We start from the raw sequence: 16,656 nt of genomic DNA, 5'->3' as shown, positions 1-16,656 counted from the left end.
TTTCTCCCTCATCTCGCATTTTTCCCCAGCGTTGCTGCTTGGTCCTGATCGGCCATGGTCATGAACGGGCCGCCGCGCGAAAAGTTCCGTCGCTTGGCAAATAAACTTATTGTGCAGCCGATATTGTCCGCAGTCTCCGCCGCGCCATCTGTGTGGCATCATTGGACCGCCTGCGCACTGCAGGCCAGAGGAGCCCTGATCATGATGCGCTACCGGTGTCCGTCCTGCGGGGCGGAAGTGTATTTCAACAACCAGACCTGTCTGTCCTGTAATACGGCGCTCGAATTCGTGCCCGGTCAGGGGTTCGGGGCGATGGGATCGGCGGCCTTGCCTGCCTGTGCCAACCGCGCGATTATCGGGTGCAACTGGGCGGCCGAGGAAGAGGGAGGGCTGTGTCTCTCGTGCCGCCATACGACGGTGATCCCCGATCTGTCGACCGAGGAGGATGTCACCCGTTGGGCCGAGTTCGAGGCCGCCAAGCGCAACCTGATGCGGATGGCGGTGCTGCTGGGCCTGCCGCTGACCGATACCGACGGCCAGACACCACGCCCGCGCTTCCTGTTCAAGTCGCCCGATGCGGGCGAGAAGGTGATCATGGGCCATGCCGATGGCGATATCACCCTCAACCTCTCGGAAGCCGATGACGATCTGCGCGCGGCCACCCGCGCGGAGATGGGCGAGCCCTACCGCACCCTGATCGGCCATCTGCGCCACGAGAGCGGCCATGCCTTCTGGGAGGTGATGGTGCGCCCATACGAGGACCGGCTGGCTTCGTGCCGTGCGCTGTTCGGCGATGATCGCGAGGATTATGGCGCAGCCCTCGAGCGCCATTACGCCAATCCCGCACCAGAGGGCTGGGAGCAGGAGTTCGTCTCCGAATATGCCACAGCGCATGCCTATGAGGACTTTGCCGAAAGCTGGGCCAATCTGCTGCATATTCTCGACGGGCTGGAAACGGCCCTGGGCCATGGTCTGATGCCCGAGGATCACCGGCTTGATGCCCCGTCCGATCAGCGTCAGGTCCTGCCATGGCTTCTGGAGATCCCGATGGCGGATCTGGTCTCGACATGGGTTGCACTGTCCTTGGCGCTCAATGCGCTCAATGACAGTCTGGGCCATCCGAGTTTCTACCCGTTCGTGCTCACCCCGAAAGTCTCGGAGAAACTCGACTGGGTGCGCCAGCTCATCCGTCAGGGGGCACCGGTTCCGGCCTGACCGGTATCCGCCGGATCGGCCCGACTTATTCCTGGACGAACCCGAAGCTCTTCAGCTCGTCTTGCGACAGTAGATAGATCTGGTCCGGCGGGGTGCGCATGGCAGGTTCCATCACCGCCGGATCGATGCCCATCGCGATCAGATAGGCCATCACCTGCGCCTGTCCGCGCTGCACGCTTTCGACTGCCATGAAGGCGGGCAGAATGGCGCTCGTGCCGAAACTGTGCTGGTGCACCCCCAATTTGCCATTGGCACTCACCTCGCGCGCGGTGCCGCCCGCAAAGAGATAGGGACAGGCCGAAAGGCAGATGGCCCCGTCACCCACGCGGGTGGCGATGCCGCTATCGCGCAGCACCTGCCCGATCTCCAGCGCATCCGAGACCGAGCCGCCGGTGGAATCGAGCGCGACCGTCTCGATGCTCTGGCCGGTTGCGGCGCGGCGGCGCAATTCTTCGGTAATGCGCGCGGCATCGCCCACGGCAATCTGCCCGGTCAGGGTCAGATCGGCCCCTTCGCCCCCCAGTTCGAGCCGCTCGGGCATCGGGCCTTGCGGCGCAGGCACGCCGGGGGCGGTGCCCGGACGGCGGTCGGGCGAATAGGGGCGGGTTGCAGGGCCTGCGGGCAGCGGCGATGTCAGCGGATCGCGCGCGCCCCAGTTCTGGCTCAGATCAATGGCCATCAATGCCGCGCCTATCGCCACCTGCGCCCCCACCAGTGCCACGATCACGCTGCGGATGCGGTTGCGGGGGGGCTCTGGCGACGGGTTGCTCGGGTGGGCCACCTCACTCATGCGCGCGCTCCACGGGCCGAATGGACGCGGCATGGACAGGCGCGGGGGGATCGGTGGCCGAGACGGGCATCGCGGGCCTGCTCGGCACCGGATCCGGTCCGATATTCAGGTCGCGGGCCGCCGCCAGCGCGGCGCGCAGCTCGGCCACCGTCATATGCTCCTCTGGCGCATGCGCACCCTGCGCCTGACGGATGGCCGATTGCACCACCATCAGGATGAAGACCAGTACCGCAGGCAGCAGGTCGATGGCAATCGCCCCTGCCCATGAGGGCACGAAATTGCCCGCATAGCGGATGACGGCATCCGCAGCCGAGAGCGCGGTATATTCGATCTCGGCGGGTTCGGGCAAAGCCTGCACCTCTTGGGCCGCGCTCTCCAGTGTGCTGGCACGATCCCCCAGAAGCGTCAGCACCGAGGCAATCGTGCTCTGCTGCGAATTACGCCCTGCATCGGTGCTGGCATCAAGATCGGGCAGCACCACCGAATCCCGCAGATCGGCGGCGGCCCGCATCACCAGCGGCGCCACGTTCAGCTGGCGCAGTCCCGCGATAATGGCCGAAAGCCGCACGGCCTCTTCGGAAAAACGCACCGAACGGCCCTCGACCGCTCCGGGCTCGACCGAGAGCGCCCGCATCCGCGACAGGATGGCATTGCCATTGGCAAAGGCTTCCTCCACCGCTTTGTCTTGGGCGGCAATCTGCGCCTCGAGCCCCTGCAACTCGTTGGATTTCTGGGTGAGGACACGGAACACCGCGCCACGCCCCGCAAGGCCCGACAGATCGCCCGTGGCCTCCTGCTCGGAGAGCCCGTCGAATGTGTCACGCACACGCGCCACATCACGCTGGAGCGCCTGACCGGCGATGGTATTGGCATGGGTGCGTTCGAGGGCTGTCTGGTATTCCTGCACGGTATGGGCCAGATGCTGCTCGACGGCGGCCGCGCCTGCAAGGGCTGCCGCATTGAGCCAGCTCGACATCGCGATGATGGCAAGCGACCCGAGCGCCATGCTCATAAGCAGGCCCAGACGCGAGGCCGCCGTGCGCATCGCGGGCAGCAGCCGCATCATGTAGGACCAGAAGACAAAGATCCCGACCGAGACGGCCAGCGAATAGCTCAGCGCCGCGAAGGTGGTCCATGCGCCGCTATCATCGAGCAGCGAGCGCACACCGAGATAGGTATAGATCCCCGAGGCCGCCGCCAGCACCCCCAGCGCGGCACCGGTGAAACTGTCGAGCCAGCGCAGATGGCGCGACAGCTCATGCGCATAGCGATGGGCCTCGCTATCGGAATGTGGGGCGGGGGAGAGAGGCGTATCGGCCAAGGGCGGCTCCATCATAGGGGCAGGGCTGGGGGATAGGCATATGGGGGAACAGGTCTTGCAAACCGGGCGCGTAAGAGCGCGGCGCCACAGTGATATGTTGCCATGAACGGGCGGTAATTCAAGGGTCAGCGCCCGATTTGGCATGGCGGGACACCGCCGCGGGACAGGCCCCGTGCCCCAATTCCCGCAGCCTGCTGCCGTTTGCCCCTTTGCTTTTCGCGCGGGCTACATATGTTTGAGGGCAAGCAAAGGAGATATCCATGAGCATCGAAAAGACCTATGCCAAGACCGCCGAAGCCATCGAGCGTCTGAGCCCCGAGCAGTTCCGCGTGACCCAGCAATCGGGGACCGAGCGTCCTGGGACGGGCGAATATCTCAATGAAAAGCGCAAGGGGATCTATGTGGACATCGTCTCGGGCGAGCCGCTCTTTGCCTCTTCGGCCAAATATGAAAGCGGCTGCGGCTGGCCGAGCTTCACCCGACCGCTTCTGGACGAGCATATCGTCGAGATCAACGACACCTCCCACGGGATGGTCCGCACCGAGGTGCGCTCGACCCATGGCGACAGCCATCTGGGCCATGTCTTCCCTGACGGTCCGCGCGATCAGGGGGGGCTGCGCTATTGCATCAACTCCGCCTCGCTCCGCTTTGTGCCGGTGGAGGAGATGGAAGCCGAAGGCTATGGCGATCTGATCGACCGTGTCGAGTGACATGCAGGCAAGCCTGTGAATGACTGCACAAAAGGCCCTGTTACGGGGCCTTTTGTCTGGCCGGACCCTATGGCAGGGTCGCGCCCGAACCTCCCCGAAGCTGTGTAAAACAGCCAAGAACAAGGACAAACCACCATGCGGAAAGTGAAACTCGGCCGGACCGATATCGAGGTCACCGAAATCTGCCTCGGCTCCATGACTTGGGGCTCGCAAGACAGCGAGGAGAATGGCCACGCCCAGCTGGATTACGCCCTCGATCGCGGCGTGGATTTCATCGACACCGCCGAGATGTATCCGGTCAATCCCGTGAAAAAGGAAACCGCAGGCCGCACCGAGGAGATCATCGGGAACTGGCTGGCCAAACGTGGCAAGCGCGATGATCTGGTGCTGGCCACCAAGATCGCGGGCGAGGGCGGTGCGGTGCGTGATGGCGAGGAGATCAACGCCAAGTCCATCCGTGGCTGCGTCGAGGACAGCCTGCGCCGCCTGCAGACCGACTATATCGACCTCTACCAGTTCCACTGGCCCAATCGCGGCAGCTACCACTTCCGCAAGACATGGAGTTTCGCTCCCGACAAGCAGCCTTCCAAAGACGCGATCCGCGCCAATATGGTCGAATGCCTCGAGACCCTTGATGCGCTGGTGAAGGAAGGCAAGCTGCGCGCCTTCGGCCTGTCCAACGAGAGCGCATGGGGCACCGCGCAGTTCCTCGAGCTGGCCGAGGCGGGTCACGGTCCGCGTGTCGCCTCGATCCAGAACGAATATTCGCTCATGTGCCGCTATTACGACCTCGATCTGGCCGAACTGGGCGTGCATGAGGATGTGACCCTTCTGGCCTATTCGCCGCTCGCGGCAGGGGCTCTTTCCGGCCAGTATTCCAAAGGCGCTGTGCCTGCGGGCTCGCGCATGTCGGTCAATGGCGATCTGGGCGGGCGTGCCAATCCGCGCGCTTTCGATATCGCCGACATGTATGTGAAGATCGCCCGCGATCACGGGCTTGACCCGATCACCATGGCGATTGCTTTCACGCTCGACCGTCCCTTCCCCTGCCTGCCGATCATCGGTGGACGCTCGGTTGCGCAAATCGAAAAATCGATCGACGCGGCGGGAATGGTGCTTTCGGATGAGGTGAAGGCGGCGATTGCCAAGGTGCATCATGATTACCCGATGCCCTATTAAGGTGCTCCTTCTGGGGGTGGCGCTCCTGGGTGCCGCCTCCTGCCAGTTCGACCTGCCGAAACCGGGCAGGTCTGCGGCAGAGCCGCTCCCCGCCGTTGGCAAGGCCCGCGCCACCCTGTTGCAGGAAGCCTGCACAAAGCGTGGCGGTGTGTGGAAACAGCGTTCCGATGGCGCAATTTGCGTGACGACGCCGAAAGATGCGGGTAAGTCCTGTTCCAAGGCGTCCGATTGCGAGGGCGAATGTCTCGCCCGGTCGAACACCTGTGCGCCGTTGAAGCCCCTGATGGGCTGCAACGACATCCGCACCGAAAACGGGATGAGTGTCACTCAATGTCTGGGATAGGCCGGAAACTGGTTCTTGCGGGCGGTCTCGCCGCTCTGGCGCTGGCCGGATGCGGTCACGCGCCCGAGCCTCTGGTGCGCGACCCGAAATCGGGCATCTCCTCGGCCTCGCTGTTTGACCCCAAACGTTTTGGCGGGGAATGGCTGGTCATGGCCTCGAACACGCCCAATTGCGCGGGTGCGAAACAGGTCTGGGCCCCGTTCGGCAAGGATAGCTACCGTCTGTCGGGCACCGATTGCACCGATGGCAAAGCGCCGCGCGTTCTGCACGGCAATGCCTTTGTCACCGGTCCGGGCGGGCGGATCACCACCACCGACAGCTATGGCCGCGAGCCGGTCTGGGTGCTGTGGGTCGATCAGGATTACCGGATCGTCGCGCTGGGCACGCCCTCGGGGCGCTGGGGCCAGATCATGGTGCGCCCCTCGGTCGGGCCGCGTTCGGACCTGATGACGGCGGCGCGTGAAGTCATGGCGTTCAACGGCTACCACCTCAACCTTATCACCAACTGATCCCGTTTTCGCGGGATCGTAACCACCAGCCTGCGCGGGGTCCCTGCGCGGGCTATTTTTCTTTATGCAAATCGGAAAGTTACGCATATGTGGATCCTCCTGACCCTTCTGGCCGCAGCCCTGCAAACGGGCCGGTTCGTGCTCCAGAAAAAGCTGGCGGGTTCGGGGCTATCGGCAGGTGGCGCCACATTTTCCCGCTTTGTCTTCGGCGCGCCTCTGGCGATCGCGGGCACGCTGGCGCTTGTGCCGCAGATGGCGGCCCCGCTGGATCTGTTTTCCAAGATGGGCGGGGTGTTCTGGGCCTATGTCATCATCGGCGGGGCGGCGCAGGCATCCGCCACGCTGCTGCTGGTGCGGCTGTTCCAGCTGCGCAATTTCGCGGTGGGGGTGGCCTTCACCAAGACCGAGGTGGTGCAGGTCGCGCTGATGTCGCTGGTGTTTCTGGGCGATCATGTGGCGCCGCTGGGCTGGGCGGGGATCGTGCTGGGGCTTGTAGGGGTGCTGTGCCTCTCTCGCCCGCCGCAAGGGGGCGCGGCAGGAAAGCCCGCATTCTACGGCATCATCGCGGGCGGGCTCTTCGGCCTGTCGGCCATCGCCTATCGCGGCGCCACGCTGGAACTCATGCCCTTCGCCTTCTTTGACCGCGCCTTGGCGACGCTGGCCTGTGTGACCACGGCGCAGACGCTTGGCATGGGGCTTTACCTGCGCCTGCGCGAGAAGGGCGAGCTGACCCGTGTGATGGGCGCATGGTCGCGCACGATCTGGGTCGGTATTCTCGGGGCTGCGGGCTCTGCGGGCTGGTTCATGGCCTTTGCCCTCCAGAATGCCGCCTATGTGCGGGCGCTGGGGCAGGTGGAGATGGTCTTCACGCTGGGCGCCTCGATCCTGATCTTCCACGAACGCCTGCACCGGCGCGAGATGGTGGGCATCGCCCTTGTGCTGGTCTCGGTGCTGGCGGTGGTGATGGCCGCCTAGAGGATCCGCTCGAACCGCGCCCGCGGCCCGCGCGTCTCGAAAAACGGCACGCCGTCCTGCGGCGTGCCTGTGAGAAGGGCTGCGACCTCGGCCAGAACCAACTCGGTGACAAACGGCAGGTCAAGGCGGCGCGCCTCGGCCAGCGGCACCCATGTCAGATGCGACAGCTCCCCATCGGGCGGCAGGGGCTGAGCTGTCTGCCTCAACGCCGAGGCCGGTCCCATCAGGAACCGCGCATCGAAGCGTCTGGAGCGTCGGGGCGGGGTGATCGCACGGAAGACGAATCGCAGATCCTGCGCGCGATCCAGCTCCAGCCCCGTTTCCTCGGTCAGCTCGCGCAGCCCGCAGCGGATCAGCGCCCCTGCCTGCGGCCCGAGCCTGCGCTGGCATTGCGCATCGAGTGACTGGAAGGGGGCGTCATGATCCGTGTCATCCAACCTCCCGCCGGGAAAGACGAATTTATGGGGCATGAAGCTCGCCCCCGCGCCTCGCTGGCCCATCAGCACGGCACTCCCGCGCGCGGTTTTCTTCCACAGGATAATCGAACAGGCATCATGGATGGGGGGCGTCTGCATGCGGATCTCCGCTTCTCGTGATGGCAATGTGATCGAAGCTTAAGCTGGCTTCAGGCTCACTTCAGGATCGGGCGTCAGAACAGGTCTTGTCGAAGGACATGAAGGACCTTCGGAAGAGTTGGAAACGCAATCATACGGCGCCGGATCTGCAACGGAAAGGCAGCTTGCGCCCGTAGAACGAGATAGGTCCGTAACAGGATCGGTGAGGAGTTCGAGATGAAAACGACGTTCAAGAAATCCATCGGTGCAGTTCTTCTGGCAACCAGCGGTCTTGCCGTGGCGGGTGCCGCCATCGCGCAGGACGCCCAGACCCAATCCGCGCAGACCAAACCCGCCCAGAGCCAGCAGGTCCGTGCGGAAGGTCCGATGGGCAAAGGTCCCAAAGGCGGTCCGGTAATGGATTTCTCGCGCTTTGACACCAATAAGGATGGCGTCATCACGCTGGAAGAGATGCAGGCCCCCCGCGTCGATAAGGCCAAGAAGCTTGACGCCAATGGCGATGGCTTCATCTCCGAGGAAGAGATGGTCGCCGCCGAGATGGCTGATGCGCAGGCCCGCATCGAGAAGCATGTGAAAGAGCGCTTCGAGATGATGGATGCCGATGGCGACGGCAAGCTGAGCGCGGCAGAACTGGCCCAGAAGCCCGAGCCGGGTCTGCGCTTCTTCGAGAAGGCCGATACCAATGGTGACGGCAAGCTCGAGGCTTCCGAGCTGGAAGCAGCACAGAAGATGATGCAGGAGCGTCGCGCCGAGATGCGCGGACAGCATGACGGCAAGCGCGGTCCGGGTGGCGATCATGGCCCGCGTATGGGCAAAGGCGGCGATCAGGGGTTTAAAGATCACGGGCCCAAAGGTGACCGTGGCCCGAAAGGCGATATGGATGGCCGTCCGCCGATGCCGCCCGCAGGCGATGCACCCGAGACCGAGGCCAACTAAGGCCCTGCGAGACAGGATTGACCGGCGCGCTCATGCGGGCCGGTCTTTTGCCGACCCGCCTTGCGTAAGATGCCGTATCTGCTAGGGGAAGGGTGAAAGGAATGGCATTCGATATGGAAGCAGACAAGTCCGACGAGGCTTTGCTTCTGGCTTATGGCCGGGGTGACCGTGCTGCAGCGCAAGCGCTGACAGTGCGCCTTGCGCCATTGAGCTTCCGCCTTGCCTGCCGGATGTTGCGCGACGAGACCGAAGCCGAGGATGTGGCACAGGAAGCCATGCTCCGGCTGTGGAAAGTGGCACCCGAATGGCGCGAAGGCGAGGCCAAAGTTTCGACATGGCTTTATCGCGTGACCTCCAATCTAGCGACCGACCGTCTGCGCAAACGACGCACGGCGTCGCTCGACGAGGCGGGCGAACCCGAGGATGGCCGGCCTTCCGTCGACGAGCAGATGCTTGAGGCGCAGCGGGCGCAGGCGCTCGAATGGGCGCTCGACCAGCTGCCCGAACGCCAGAAACAGGCTGTTATTTTGCGCCATATCGAAGGATTGTCGAATCCGGAGATCGCGGAAGCGATGGAAACCGGCGTGGAGGCCGTAGAAAGCCTGACAGCACGCGGCAAACGCGCTCTGGCCACTTTGCTGGGCCAGCGCAAGGACAGCCTCGGCTATGGCAAGGATTAGCAAACCCGTCTGTTCTGGTGTAGGGTGCAGGGCAGGAAGCGGGCCGTTATGGAGGGTGTGACCATGGTGGACGAACAAAAACTCGAGCCGTTCTGGCAGGCAGCGCGCGATCATGCGCCCGAGGCCTCGCCCGATTTTCTGGCGCGGATCATGGGCGATGCGCTGGAGGTCCAGCAGGGCTTCGGCGTCCCGCGCAAGGCGGGCGTGATGACGCGTCTGGGCGGGTTCATGCAGGATCTCGCACGCAACTGGCTACCCATGGGCGGCATGGTGGCTGCGGCCTGCACCGGTGTGGCAATCGGCTTCAGTAGCGGCAACCCGCTCGCGTTTTGGGGCAATGGCGCCGTGTCGAGCGCGCAGGCCACTACCATCGAACTCCTGCCGACGGGGGATCTGTTCTCGGTCTCCGGCTATGGCATAAGCCTTTCGGGAGTGAACTGAATGACGCAGGCGCGTAGCGGAAGCGGTCGCAAGACCCGTTGGGGGCTTGTTGCCTCGCTGACGCTCAATCTATTGGTGGCAGGGGTCTTTATCGGAGGGTTCTTCGCGCCGCGCCACATGCCGCCGCCCCCGCCGCCGCAGGTGGGGCTCGGTCCCTTCGACCGTGGTCTGACGGAGGCGGATCGCAAGACGCTGACCTCCATGGCCGAGAAAGAGGGCGTAGGTCTGGCCGCCATGCCGCAGGATATGGAGCGCTGGCTCGACGAGATCCTGACCCAAGTGGCCGCGGAACCGTTCGATGAGAATGCGGTGCGGGCGGCGCTGAGCGCGCATCGTATGCAGATCGTCTCGCGGATTCAGCTGGGTGAGGATCTGATGGTGGAATGGCTGGGCACGCTGACGCCCGAGGCACGCGATGCCTTTGTCAAACGTGTGCGCGAGAATGACGGCCCGCCGCCCCCGCCGCCGCAATAACCGCGGGACGCGTGTCATCATACGACGTCAGAACGATAAACCGCCTGTCCGTGTGTCACGGCAGGCGGTTTTTCTGTCGATATCCTTTCGCGAGGATCAGGCGGCCGAGGGGCAGTGATAGACCTGGACCTGATTGCGGCCGTTATGTTTGGACATCATCATCGCCTGATCGGCCGCCTCGACCAGATGGTCGATCGAGTGCAGACGGTTGTCCCCCAGCACCAGACCGATGGAAATGGTCACATGCAACGCGCTGCCATCGGCGCGCTGGAACGGGCGTTCGTTGATGACGCGGCACAGCAGATCCGCGGCCAGACGCGCCTCGCGGGCAGGACAGTCGGGGAGGGCTATCAGAAACTCCTCGCCGCCGATACGCGCCAGGAGGTCATTGCCGCCCAGCACGGTGCTCAGGCGGCGTGCGACCTCGGTCAGCACCATATCGCCCACCGCATGGCCATAGGTGTCGTTGATCTTCTTGAACCGGTCGAGATCCAGCAACATCACCGCAAATTCCTTGGAGCTGCGGCGGGCATGCTCGGCGATGCGTTCGAGCTGGGGCATGGCATAGCGACGGTTATAGAGGCCGGTCAGCGGATCGATCGTCGCCAGACGGAGCCCCTCGGTCAGGTTCTTGCGGCTCTGGTCGAGGCGGCGTTTGCGCGCCAGATGGCGGCGCAGGCGCAGGGTGATGTCCTCGGTGGTCTCGCGTGCACTCATGTCTGCAGGCAGCACGTCATCCGCCCCCAGATCCAGCGCCATTACGGCCGTCTCGCGCGCGGCATCCTCGGCGGCGATGCAGATCACGGCCGCTTTCGAGCCCGCCCGGGCGCGCAGCTCCGCCATCAGCCGCAGCCCCTCGTCGCGGCGCGACAGGTCGGCCGAGATGATCAGCGCATCGAAAGGCGATTGCGCCTCGGTCGCAAGGCTCAATGCCTCCGAGCGGTCCAGCACTGTGAGGTAATTCGCCGGAAGATGCCGTCCCAGCGCCTGTTTCCACACCGATGCCTGTGCACGGGTGGGCGCGATCAGCCCGATCCGCGAGGGGGCGGCAAAGGTGGTCGGCCCCTCGGCAAAGCCCAAATCGCGGAAGGTGCTCTCGCGCAGGCGCATCTCGGCATCGGTCGAGCGCGCCCGCAGCAGGCTGCGCAGCCGCGCCAGAAGCAGGATCTCGTCATAGGGTTTGGACAGGCACACATCCGCGCCCGCCCGCAGCGCCGCCAGACGTTGGGCGATGTCCTGCGCCTGATGCAGGAAGATCACCGGTATTTCGCTCAGAAGAGGGTCGGTCTTTATCCGGCGACACAGATCGACGCCGGTCATATCGGGCAGCGCCTGATCGATGAGGATCAGTTCGGGCCGCTCACGGATCGCGCATTCCAGCGCGCCCCGCCCGTCACTGGCCAGTGCGACATCGTAGCGTGCACCCGAAAGCTTTGCCTTGAGCATGATGCGATGGGTCGCGATCTGGTCTGCAATGAGGATCTTGCCTGCCATGACGCCTTGTTCTCCCTCGGCGTTAATTCTCTTGTGCATATTGCTTGGGATTAGGTTAATAAAATGTTTCGACTTGTCGGAAAGGGGGCCGGAATGCGGCAAGAATATGCCGAAGAAATCGCGCTCGGCGCTTTGGGGTGGCTTGCGGGGCAGGAAAGTCTGCTTGAGGCCTTTCTCAATGTCAGCGGCGCTGATGCCAGCCAGATCCGCACCATCGCGCAGGATGCAGGTTTCCAGACCGCGATCCTCGATTTTATCCTGACGCAGGATGAATGGGTTCTTGGCTGCGCGCAGGATATGGGGCACCGTCCGGAGGAGCTGGTGATGGCGCGGGCCGTATTGGGCGGCGGCGACCAGATGCACTGGACCTGAGGGAGACAGTATGGATATCAAGGCCCTGCTATTTGACAAGGACGGCACGCTGTTCGACTTCCACGCCACATGGGGGGTCTGGGCCGCGCGGCTTCTGGACCATCTTTCGGCGGGGGATACGGTCCTCAGGGCCGATCTGGCAGGGGCGATCGATTATGATCTGGCGGCATCGCGCTTCCGCCCTACCTCCGTGGCCATTGCCGGAACGATGGACGAGATCGTAGAGGCGATGCTGGCCCATCTGCCGAAACGCACGGCCTCCGATCTGGCGCGGGAGATGCATCTGATGGCGCAGGAGGCGCCGCAGGTGGCCGCAGCCCCGCTGGATGTGCTCTTGCCGCAATTGCGCGGGATGGGGCTGAAGCTGGGGGTCATGACCAATGATTCCGAGGCCTCGGCCAAGGTGCACCTGACCCGCGAGGCGGCGCTCGACTATTTTGACTGTGTCTTCGGGGCGGATAGCGGGCACGGGGCCAAGCCCGATCCGGCTCCGCTTCTGGCGCTAGCGCACAGGCTCGGGGTGGCGCCTGCGCATTGCGTGATGCTGGGTGACAGCCTGCATGACCTGCAGGCGGCGAAGGCGGCGGGGATGGTGCCGGTCGGGGTCCTGACAGGCCCTGCAAGTGCGGAGGATCTTGCGCCCCATGCCCGCGCGGTGCTCGGTGACATTGGCGAGCTGCCGCAATGGCTTGCACGGCAGGATTGTGATCTGTGTCCTGTGACGGGTTGAGGGTATTTTAACAGTCGGAGCCTAATGCTGGACGGAGATTACGTTCAATACGGGTCCGATTATCATGCATGGTCTTATAAACACCTCTATCCAGACGTTTCTGACGGGAAATTATGGTCCGTCGGTCTGGCTTGATGTTGCCTCCGATCTGGGGATTTCCCCCGAGGGTTACGAGGCGATGTTGACCTATGACAATGCGCATACCGATGCGCTTCTGGCCGCAGCCTCCGCACGGCTGAACAAGCCGCCCCTCGTTTTTCTCGAGGATCTCGGTGCTTATGTCGCCATGATCGAGCCTGTGCGCAGACTTCTGCGGTTCAGTGGCCCGAACTACCGGGAATTCCTGTCCTCTCTCAGCGAGTTGCAGGGGCGCGCCCAGATGGCGCTCCCCGATCTGGAGATGCCCGAGATCACCTGCTCTCTCGAGCAATCCGGTGTCTACCGGCTGCGTGTGCACAGTCCGGTTCTGGGCTGGGGCGCGGCGATTACCGGTCTCGTGCGGGCGATGGCCGATGATTACGGCGCGCTGGCCTTTATCGAATATCTTGATCAGGAGCACGATCCGGAAGCCCTGACGGACGAGGAGATCCGGGCCGAAGGTTTGCTACGGGAATCGGTTCTGGTAACCCTGCTCGAGGAAAGCTTTGCCGAAGGACGCAGTTTCGATCTGGCGATAGGTCAGTCATGATGTTGGTAAATTCCAGTGATACCGCGCGCAAACCCTCTCTGCCGCGCCTTTCGATCAAGGCGCTGGGGGAGCTGATGCCGATGTTCCTCTGGCTCGATGCCGAAGGGACGATCCTCGGGATGGGCCCGACGCTCTCGAAAGTTGTGGGCGGGCCATCGGCCATCGGTCATTCGGTGACCGATTGCTTCCAGATGGGGCGGGGACGGATGCGGCAGGCGGCGTTCGATCTGTCGCCCTCGCACCGGCTGCATCTGACACCGCGTAGCTGGCCCGACGTGTCGCTGCGCGGTGTGGCCGTGCCACTGGTCGAGGAGGGGCTGATGCTCAACCTCACCTTCGGGGTCCATCTTAACAAGGCCATCCGCGCCTTCCGCCTGACCGAGGCTGATTTCACTACCTCCGACCTGACGATGGAGCTTCTCTATCTGCAGGAGGCTAAAACTGCCGTGCTGGGAGAGCTGCGCGCGCTGAACAGCCGGTTGGAGCGGGCGCGCCGTTCGGCCGAGGATGCCGCGCGCACCGATCCGCTGACAGGGCTGTCCAACCGACGCGCCTTCGATATCGCGCTGGAGGCTACACTCGAGGCATCGCGCCGCGGCGGCGCACCATTTGCGCTGGCGCAACTCGATCTCGATCATTTCAAGGCGGTCAATGATACTCTGGGTCATGCGGCGGGCGATCATGTGCTGGCCGAGGTTGCCAAGATCCTGCGCGAGGAGACCCGCGAGATGGATGTCGTCTCGCGCGTGGGGGGCGATGAATTCGTAATGCTTCTGCGGGATTCGCTGGAGCCCAGCCGTCTGCAGCATATGGGCGAGCGCATCATCGCGCGGCTCGAGGTGCCGATCCCCTTCGAGGGGCATGAATGCCGCATCTCGGGCTCCATCGGTGTGGCCATGTCGAAGGATTACGCCGACCCGCTGGCCGAGGAGATGATGGCGGATGCGGATGCGGCCCTTTACAAATCCAAGCGCGAGGGGCGTGCACGCTGCACTCTCTCGACGCCGGGCATGGGGCTTGCCCTCTGAGAACACTGCCGATTTGCATGCCCGCGGGTGGCAATTTGTCGCATTAGGGCTTTCCAACCCCATGCGCTTTGGCTAGGTCTTCGCGCATGAGCCAGAATTTTCCCATAGCCCGTCCGGGCATGCGTATCGGTTTGTTGGGCGGGTCTTTCGATCCGGCTCATGCCGGCCATGCGCATATCAGCCGGATCGCGCTACGCCGGTTCGCGCTGGATGAGGTCTGGTGGCTGGTCAGTCCGGGCAATCCGTTGAAGCCGCAGGGACCGGCGGCGCTTGCCGACCGGATGGCGCGGGCCCGCGAGGTCATGCCCGACCCGCGCGTAAAGATCACCGATCTCGAACAGCGTTTGGGGACACATTTCACCGCCGATACGTTGAATGCGCTGCAATCGCATTATCGCGGCGTGAATTTCGTGTGGCTGATGGGCGCGGATAACCTGATCCAGATCGACCGCTGGGATCACTGGCGCGATATCTTCCACCGGATGCCGGTCGGGGTGCTGGCGCGCCCGGGCCTGTTGATGCGGGCGCGCTATTCCAAGGCTGCGCGGGTTTTTGCCAATGCGAAGCTGCCGGGGTGGCGTTCGCGCGAGCTGGCCGGGAGTGGCGCACCCCAATGGTGCTTCATCAATATGCCGATGTCGGCGGAATCCTCGACCCGTATCCGTGCCGCAGGCGAGTGGAAAAGTCCCGCGCGCGGCGCTTGAACCATAGCCCAGCCCGCGCTACCCTTGTGGCCATTCCACGAAAGGGCAGTTAGGCATTATGCAGGTATCTCGGCGCGGTTTCGTCACGGGTTTGGCAGCGACAGGCTTGGGGCTAGCGGCGCCACCCTCTATCGCTCAGGCGCAGGTGTCGTCCTCCGAGGCCTATGTGCAGGCCGCCCAGCTTGGCGGCGATGTGGGATTTGTGGTTATGGATGCGCGCAGCGGGCAGGTGCTGGAGCAGCGTCACCCCGATCTGCATATGCCTCCCGCCTCCACCGCCAAGACGGTCACCACCCTCTATGCCCTTGAAACCCTTGGCACCGATTACCGCTTCGGCACGCGTCTGATCGCGACGGGTCCGGTTGTGGGCGGGGTCATCCAGGGCGATCTGGTGCTTTCGGGCGGGGCCGATCCGACATTGTCCACCGATGATCTGGGGGCGATGGCGGCGGAACTGTCGCGCATCGGCGTGCGCGGGATCACTGGGCGCTTTCTGGTCTGGGGCGGGGCGATTCCCTATGCCGAGGAGATCGCGCGCGACCAGCCGGTCTATGTGAGCTACAACCCCGCCGTGTCGGGCCTGATCCTCAACTTCAACCGTGTCTATTTCGCGTGGAAGCGGGCGGGCAACGGCTATCAGGTGACGATGGATGCGCCGGGCGATGCGTATAAACCCCGCGCCTATACCGCCTCGATGACGGTCGCCGCGCGGCAGGCACCGCTGTTTTCCTATTCGGATCGGGGTGGCAAGGAGCAATGGTCGGTTGCGGCCTCGGCGCTGGGGCGCTCGGGCTCGCGCTGGTTGCCCGTGCGCCATCCGGTGGCCTATGCGGGCGATGTGTTCCAGACGCTGGCACGGTCTCAGGGCTGTCCGCTGCCCGCAGCCGAAGAGGCCAGATCGCAGCCTGCAGGCACGGTTCTGGTGACCCATGCCTCGCATCGCCTGCCCGATATTCTGGAGGATATGCTGAAATATTCGACCAATCTCACGGCGGAGGCTGTGGGTATGACTTCTTCGACCGTGCGCGGGCTTCCGGCCTCGGTCGGGCGGTCGGGTGCGTCGATGAGCCAATGGATTGCCGCACGCGCGGGCACGCAGGCCATCGATCTGGTCGATCATTCGGGGCTGGGCGGCAATTCGCGGGTCACGCCCCTCGACATGGTGCGGGTGATGGCCGCAGGTCAGCCGGTGGGGCTGCGCAATCTGGTGAAGCCGTTCAAGATGCGCGATGCTTCGGGCAAGACCTATGCCAGCCAGCCGTTCCGGGTGGATGCCAAGACCGGCACGCTGAATTTCGTCTCCACGCTGACGGGCTATATGACGGCCCCCAACGGGCGCGAACTGGTCTTCTCGATCCTGACCGGCGACGTGGACCGCCGCCGCCGGACCCAGGACGAGGATCGCCCTGCCGGTTCCGTGCAATGGGTCAAGCGCTCAAAGATCCTGCAATCGCAGCTACTTATGCGCTGGGGTGCCGTTTACGGCTGAGCG

Annotated in this window: 20 protein-coding genes; 16 read left to right on the top strand and 4 right to left on the bottom strand. The window is 64.0% G+C overall.

What is annotated here, in order from left to right; all coding sequences use genetic code 11:
* Nucleotides 1-201 precede the first annotated feature (201 nt).
* A complete protein-coding gene (locus ABEB22_RS01160; RefSeq protein ID WP_339112139.1) occupies nucleotides 202-1,215 on the top strand; it encodes a putative zinc-binding metallopeptidase in 1,014 nt (337 codons plus the stop codon).
* Between the two features lie 25 nt (nucleotides 1,216-1,240).
* Here the strand turns inward: ABEB22_RS01160 and ABEB22_RS01155 are convergent, their stop codons facing one another.
* Together ABEB22_RS01155 and ABEB22_RS01150 are read right to left on the bottom strand one after the other, a co-directional pair.
* Nucleotides 1,241-2,005, bottom strand: a complete 765-nt coding sequence (locus ABEB22_RS01155) for a hypothetical protein (RefSeq protein ID WP_406870657.1) — start codon at nucleotides 2,003-2,005, stop codon at nucleotides 1,241-1,243.
* A complete protein-coding gene (locus ABEB22_RS01150) occupies nucleotides 1,998-3,326 on the bottom strand; it encodes a hypothetical protein (RefSeq protein ID WP_350934465.1) in 1,329 nt (442 codons plus the stop codon). Before ABEB22_RS01150 ends, ABEB22_RS01155 begins: the two co-directional genes overlap by 8 nt.
* A 260-nt stretch (nucleotides 3,327-3,586) precedes the next feature.
* Between ABEB22_RS01150 and msrB the strand changes: the two genes are divergently transcribed.
* The 5 genes from msrB (at nucleotide 3,587) to ABEB22_RS01125 (ending at nucleotide 7,042) form a co-directional block, all read left to right on the top strand.
* Nucleotides 3,587-4,036: a peptide-methionine (R)-S-oxide reductase MsrB gene (msrB, locus tag ABEB22_RS01145; protein WP_406870656.1), complete on the top strand. Its 450-nt coding sequence runs from the start codon at nucleotides 3,587-3,589 to the stop codon at nucleotides 4,034-4,036.
* 135 nt (nucleotides 4,037-4,171) lie between these two features.
* Nucleotides 4,172-5,215 carry an aldo/keto reductase gene (locus tag ABEB22_RS01140; RefSeq protein WP_339112143.1) on the top strand — a complete coding sequence of 348 codons (1,044 nt, stop codon included), beginning with the start codon at nucleotides 4,172-4,174 and terminating at the stop codon, nucleotides 5,213-5,215.
* The gene (locus ABEB22_RS01135) at nucleotides 5,193-5,558 is read left to right on the top strand and encodes a hypothetical protein (protein WP_339112144.1); all 366 of its coding nucleotides are present in this window, start codon (nucleotides 5,193-5,195) and stop codon (nucleotides 5,556-5,558) included. Before ABEB22_RS01140 ends, ABEB22_RS01135 begins: the two co-directional genes overlap by 23 nt.
* Nucleotides 5,546-6,067 (top strand): lipocalin, encoded by a 522-nt coding sequence (locus ABEB22_RS01130; RefSeq protein WP_350934459.1) that lies wholly within the window; start codon nucleotides 5,546-5,548, stop codon nucleotides 6,065-6,067. Before ABEB22_RS01135 ends, ABEB22_RS01130 begins: the two co-directional genes overlap by 13 nt.
* A gap of 87 nt (nucleotides 6,068-6,154) precedes the next feature.
* On the top strand, nucleotides 6,155-7,042 hold the full coding sequence (locus ABEB22_RS01125; protein WP_339112146.1) for an EamA/RhaT family transporter: 888 nt from the start codon (nucleotides 6,155-6,157) through the stop codon (nucleotides 7,040-7,042).
* On the opposite strand, the gene ABEB22_RS01120 is transcribed toward ABEB22_RS01125, so the two are convergent.
* Nucleotides 7,039-7,617: an NUDIX hydrolase gene (locus ABEB22_RS01120; protein WP_406870655.1), complete on the bottom strand. Its 579-nt coding sequence runs from the start codon at nucleotides 7,615-7,617 to the stop codon at nucleotides 7,039-7,041. The genes ABEB22_RS01125 and ABEB22_RS01120 overlap by 4 nt on opposite strands.
* A gap of 216 nt (nucleotides 7,618-7,833) precedes the next feature.
* Between ABEB22_RS01120 and ABEB22_RS01115 the strand changes: the two genes are divergently transcribed.
* The 4 genes from ABEB22_RS01115 (at nucleotide 7,834) to ABEB22_RS01100 (ending at nucleotide 10,148) form a co-directional block, all read left to right on the top strand.
* On the top strand, nucleotides 7,834-8,553 hold the full coding sequence (locus tag ABEB22_RS01115) for an EF-hand domain-containing protein (RefSeq protein WP_339112148.1): 720 nt from the start codon (nucleotides 7,834-7,836) through the stop codon (nucleotides 8,551-8,553).
* Between the two features lie 101 nt (nucleotides 8,554-8,654).
* Nucleotides 8,655-9,233: an RNA polymerase sigma factor gene (locus tag ABEB22_RS01110; protein WP_339112149.1), complete on the top strand. Its 579-nt coding sequence runs from the start codon at nucleotides 8,655-8,657 to the stop codon at nucleotides 9,231-9,233.
* A 63-nt stretch (nucleotides 9,234-9,296) separates the two neighbouring features.
* Complete coding sequence (locus ABEB22_RS01105) at nucleotides 9,297-9,674, top strand: hypothetical protein (RefSeq protein ID WP_339112150.1); 378 nt, start codon at nucleotides 9,297-9,299, stop codon at nucleotides 9,672-9,674.
* Nucleotides 9,675-10,148 (top strand): periplasmic heavy metal sensor, encoded by a 474-nt coding sequence (locus tag ABEB22_RS01100; RefSeq protein WP_339112151.1) that lies wholly within the window; start codon nucleotides 9,675-9,677, stop codon nucleotides 10,146-10,148.
* 96 nt (nucleotides 10,149-10,244) lie between these two features.
* Here ABEB22_RS01100 and ABEB22_RS01095 read toward each other — a convergent pair whose 3' ends face one another.
* A complete protein-coding gene (locus tag ABEB22_RS01095) occupies nucleotides 10,245-11,642 on the bottom strand; it encodes a diguanylate cyclase domain-containing protein (protein ID WP_339112152.1) in 1,398 nt (465 codons plus the stop codon).
* 93 nt (nucleotides 11,643-11,735) lie between these two features.
* Here ABEB22_RS01095 and ABEB22_RS01090 point away from each other — a divergent pair, with 93 nt between their 5' ends.
* From ABEB22_RS01090 to dacB, 6 genes are all read left to right on the top strand, one after another.
* The gene (locus ABEB22_RS01090) at nucleotides 11,736-12,014 is read left to right on the top strand and encodes a DUF3572 domain-containing protein (protein ID WP_339112153.1); all 279 of its coding nucleotides are present in this window, start codon (nucleotides 11,736-11,738) and stop codon (nucleotides 12,012-12,014) included.
* A 10-nt stretch (nucleotides 12,015-12,024) separates the two neighbouring features.
* Nucleotides 12,025-12,744, top strand: a complete 720-nt coding sequence (locus tag ABEB22_RS01085) for an HAD family hydrolase (RefSeq protein WP_406870654.1) — start codon at nucleotides 12,025-12,027, stop codon at nucleotides 12,742-12,744.
* A gap of 64 nt (nucleotides 12,745-12,808) precedes the next feature.
* Nucleotides 12,809-13,432 (top strand): heme NO-binding domain-containing protein, encoded by a 624-nt coding sequence (locus ABEB22_RS01080; RefSeq protein ID WP_339112155.1) that lies wholly within the window; start codon nucleotides 12,809-12,811, stop codon nucleotides 13,430-13,432.
* Nucleotides 13,429-14,460 carry a GGDEF domain-containing protein gene (locus ABEB22_RS01075; protein WP_339112156.1) on the top strand — a complete coding sequence of 344 codons (1,032 nt, stop codon included), beginning with the start codon at nucleotides 13,429-13,431 and terminating at the stop codon, nucleotides 14,458-14,460. Before ABEB22_RS01080 ends, ABEB22_RS01075 begins: the two co-directional genes overlap by 4 nt.
* 86 nt (nucleotides 14,461-14,546) lie before the next feature.
* The gene (locus tag ABEB22_RS01070; protein WP_406870653.1) at nucleotides 14,547-15,164 is read left to right on the top strand and encodes a nicotinate-nucleotide adenylyltransferase; all 618 of its coding nucleotides are present in this window, start codon (nucleotides 14,547-14,549) and stop codon (nucleotides 15,162-15,164) included.
* 58 nt (nucleotides 15,165-15,222) lie between these two features.
* On the top strand, nucleotides 15,223-16,653 hold the full coding sequence (gene dacB / locus ABEB22_RS01065) for a D-alanyl-D-alanine carboxypeptidase/D-alanyl-D-alanine-endopeptidase (protein WP_406870652.1): 1,431 nt from the start codon (nucleotides 15,223-15,225) through the stop codon (nucleotides 16,651-16,653).
* Nucleotides 16,654-16,656: the final 3 nt, after the last annotated feature.

The sequence above is a fragment of the Thioclava sp. 'Guangxiensis' genome, assembly GCF_045348365.1.
Taxonomy (GTDB): Bacteria; Pseudomonadota; Alphaproteobacteria; order Rhodobacterales; family Rhodobacteraceae; genus Thioclava; species Thioclava kandeliae.
The sequence above is the reverse complement of the archived record's forward strand: the minus strand, read 5'-3'. Positions and strand labels throughout refer to the sequence as shown.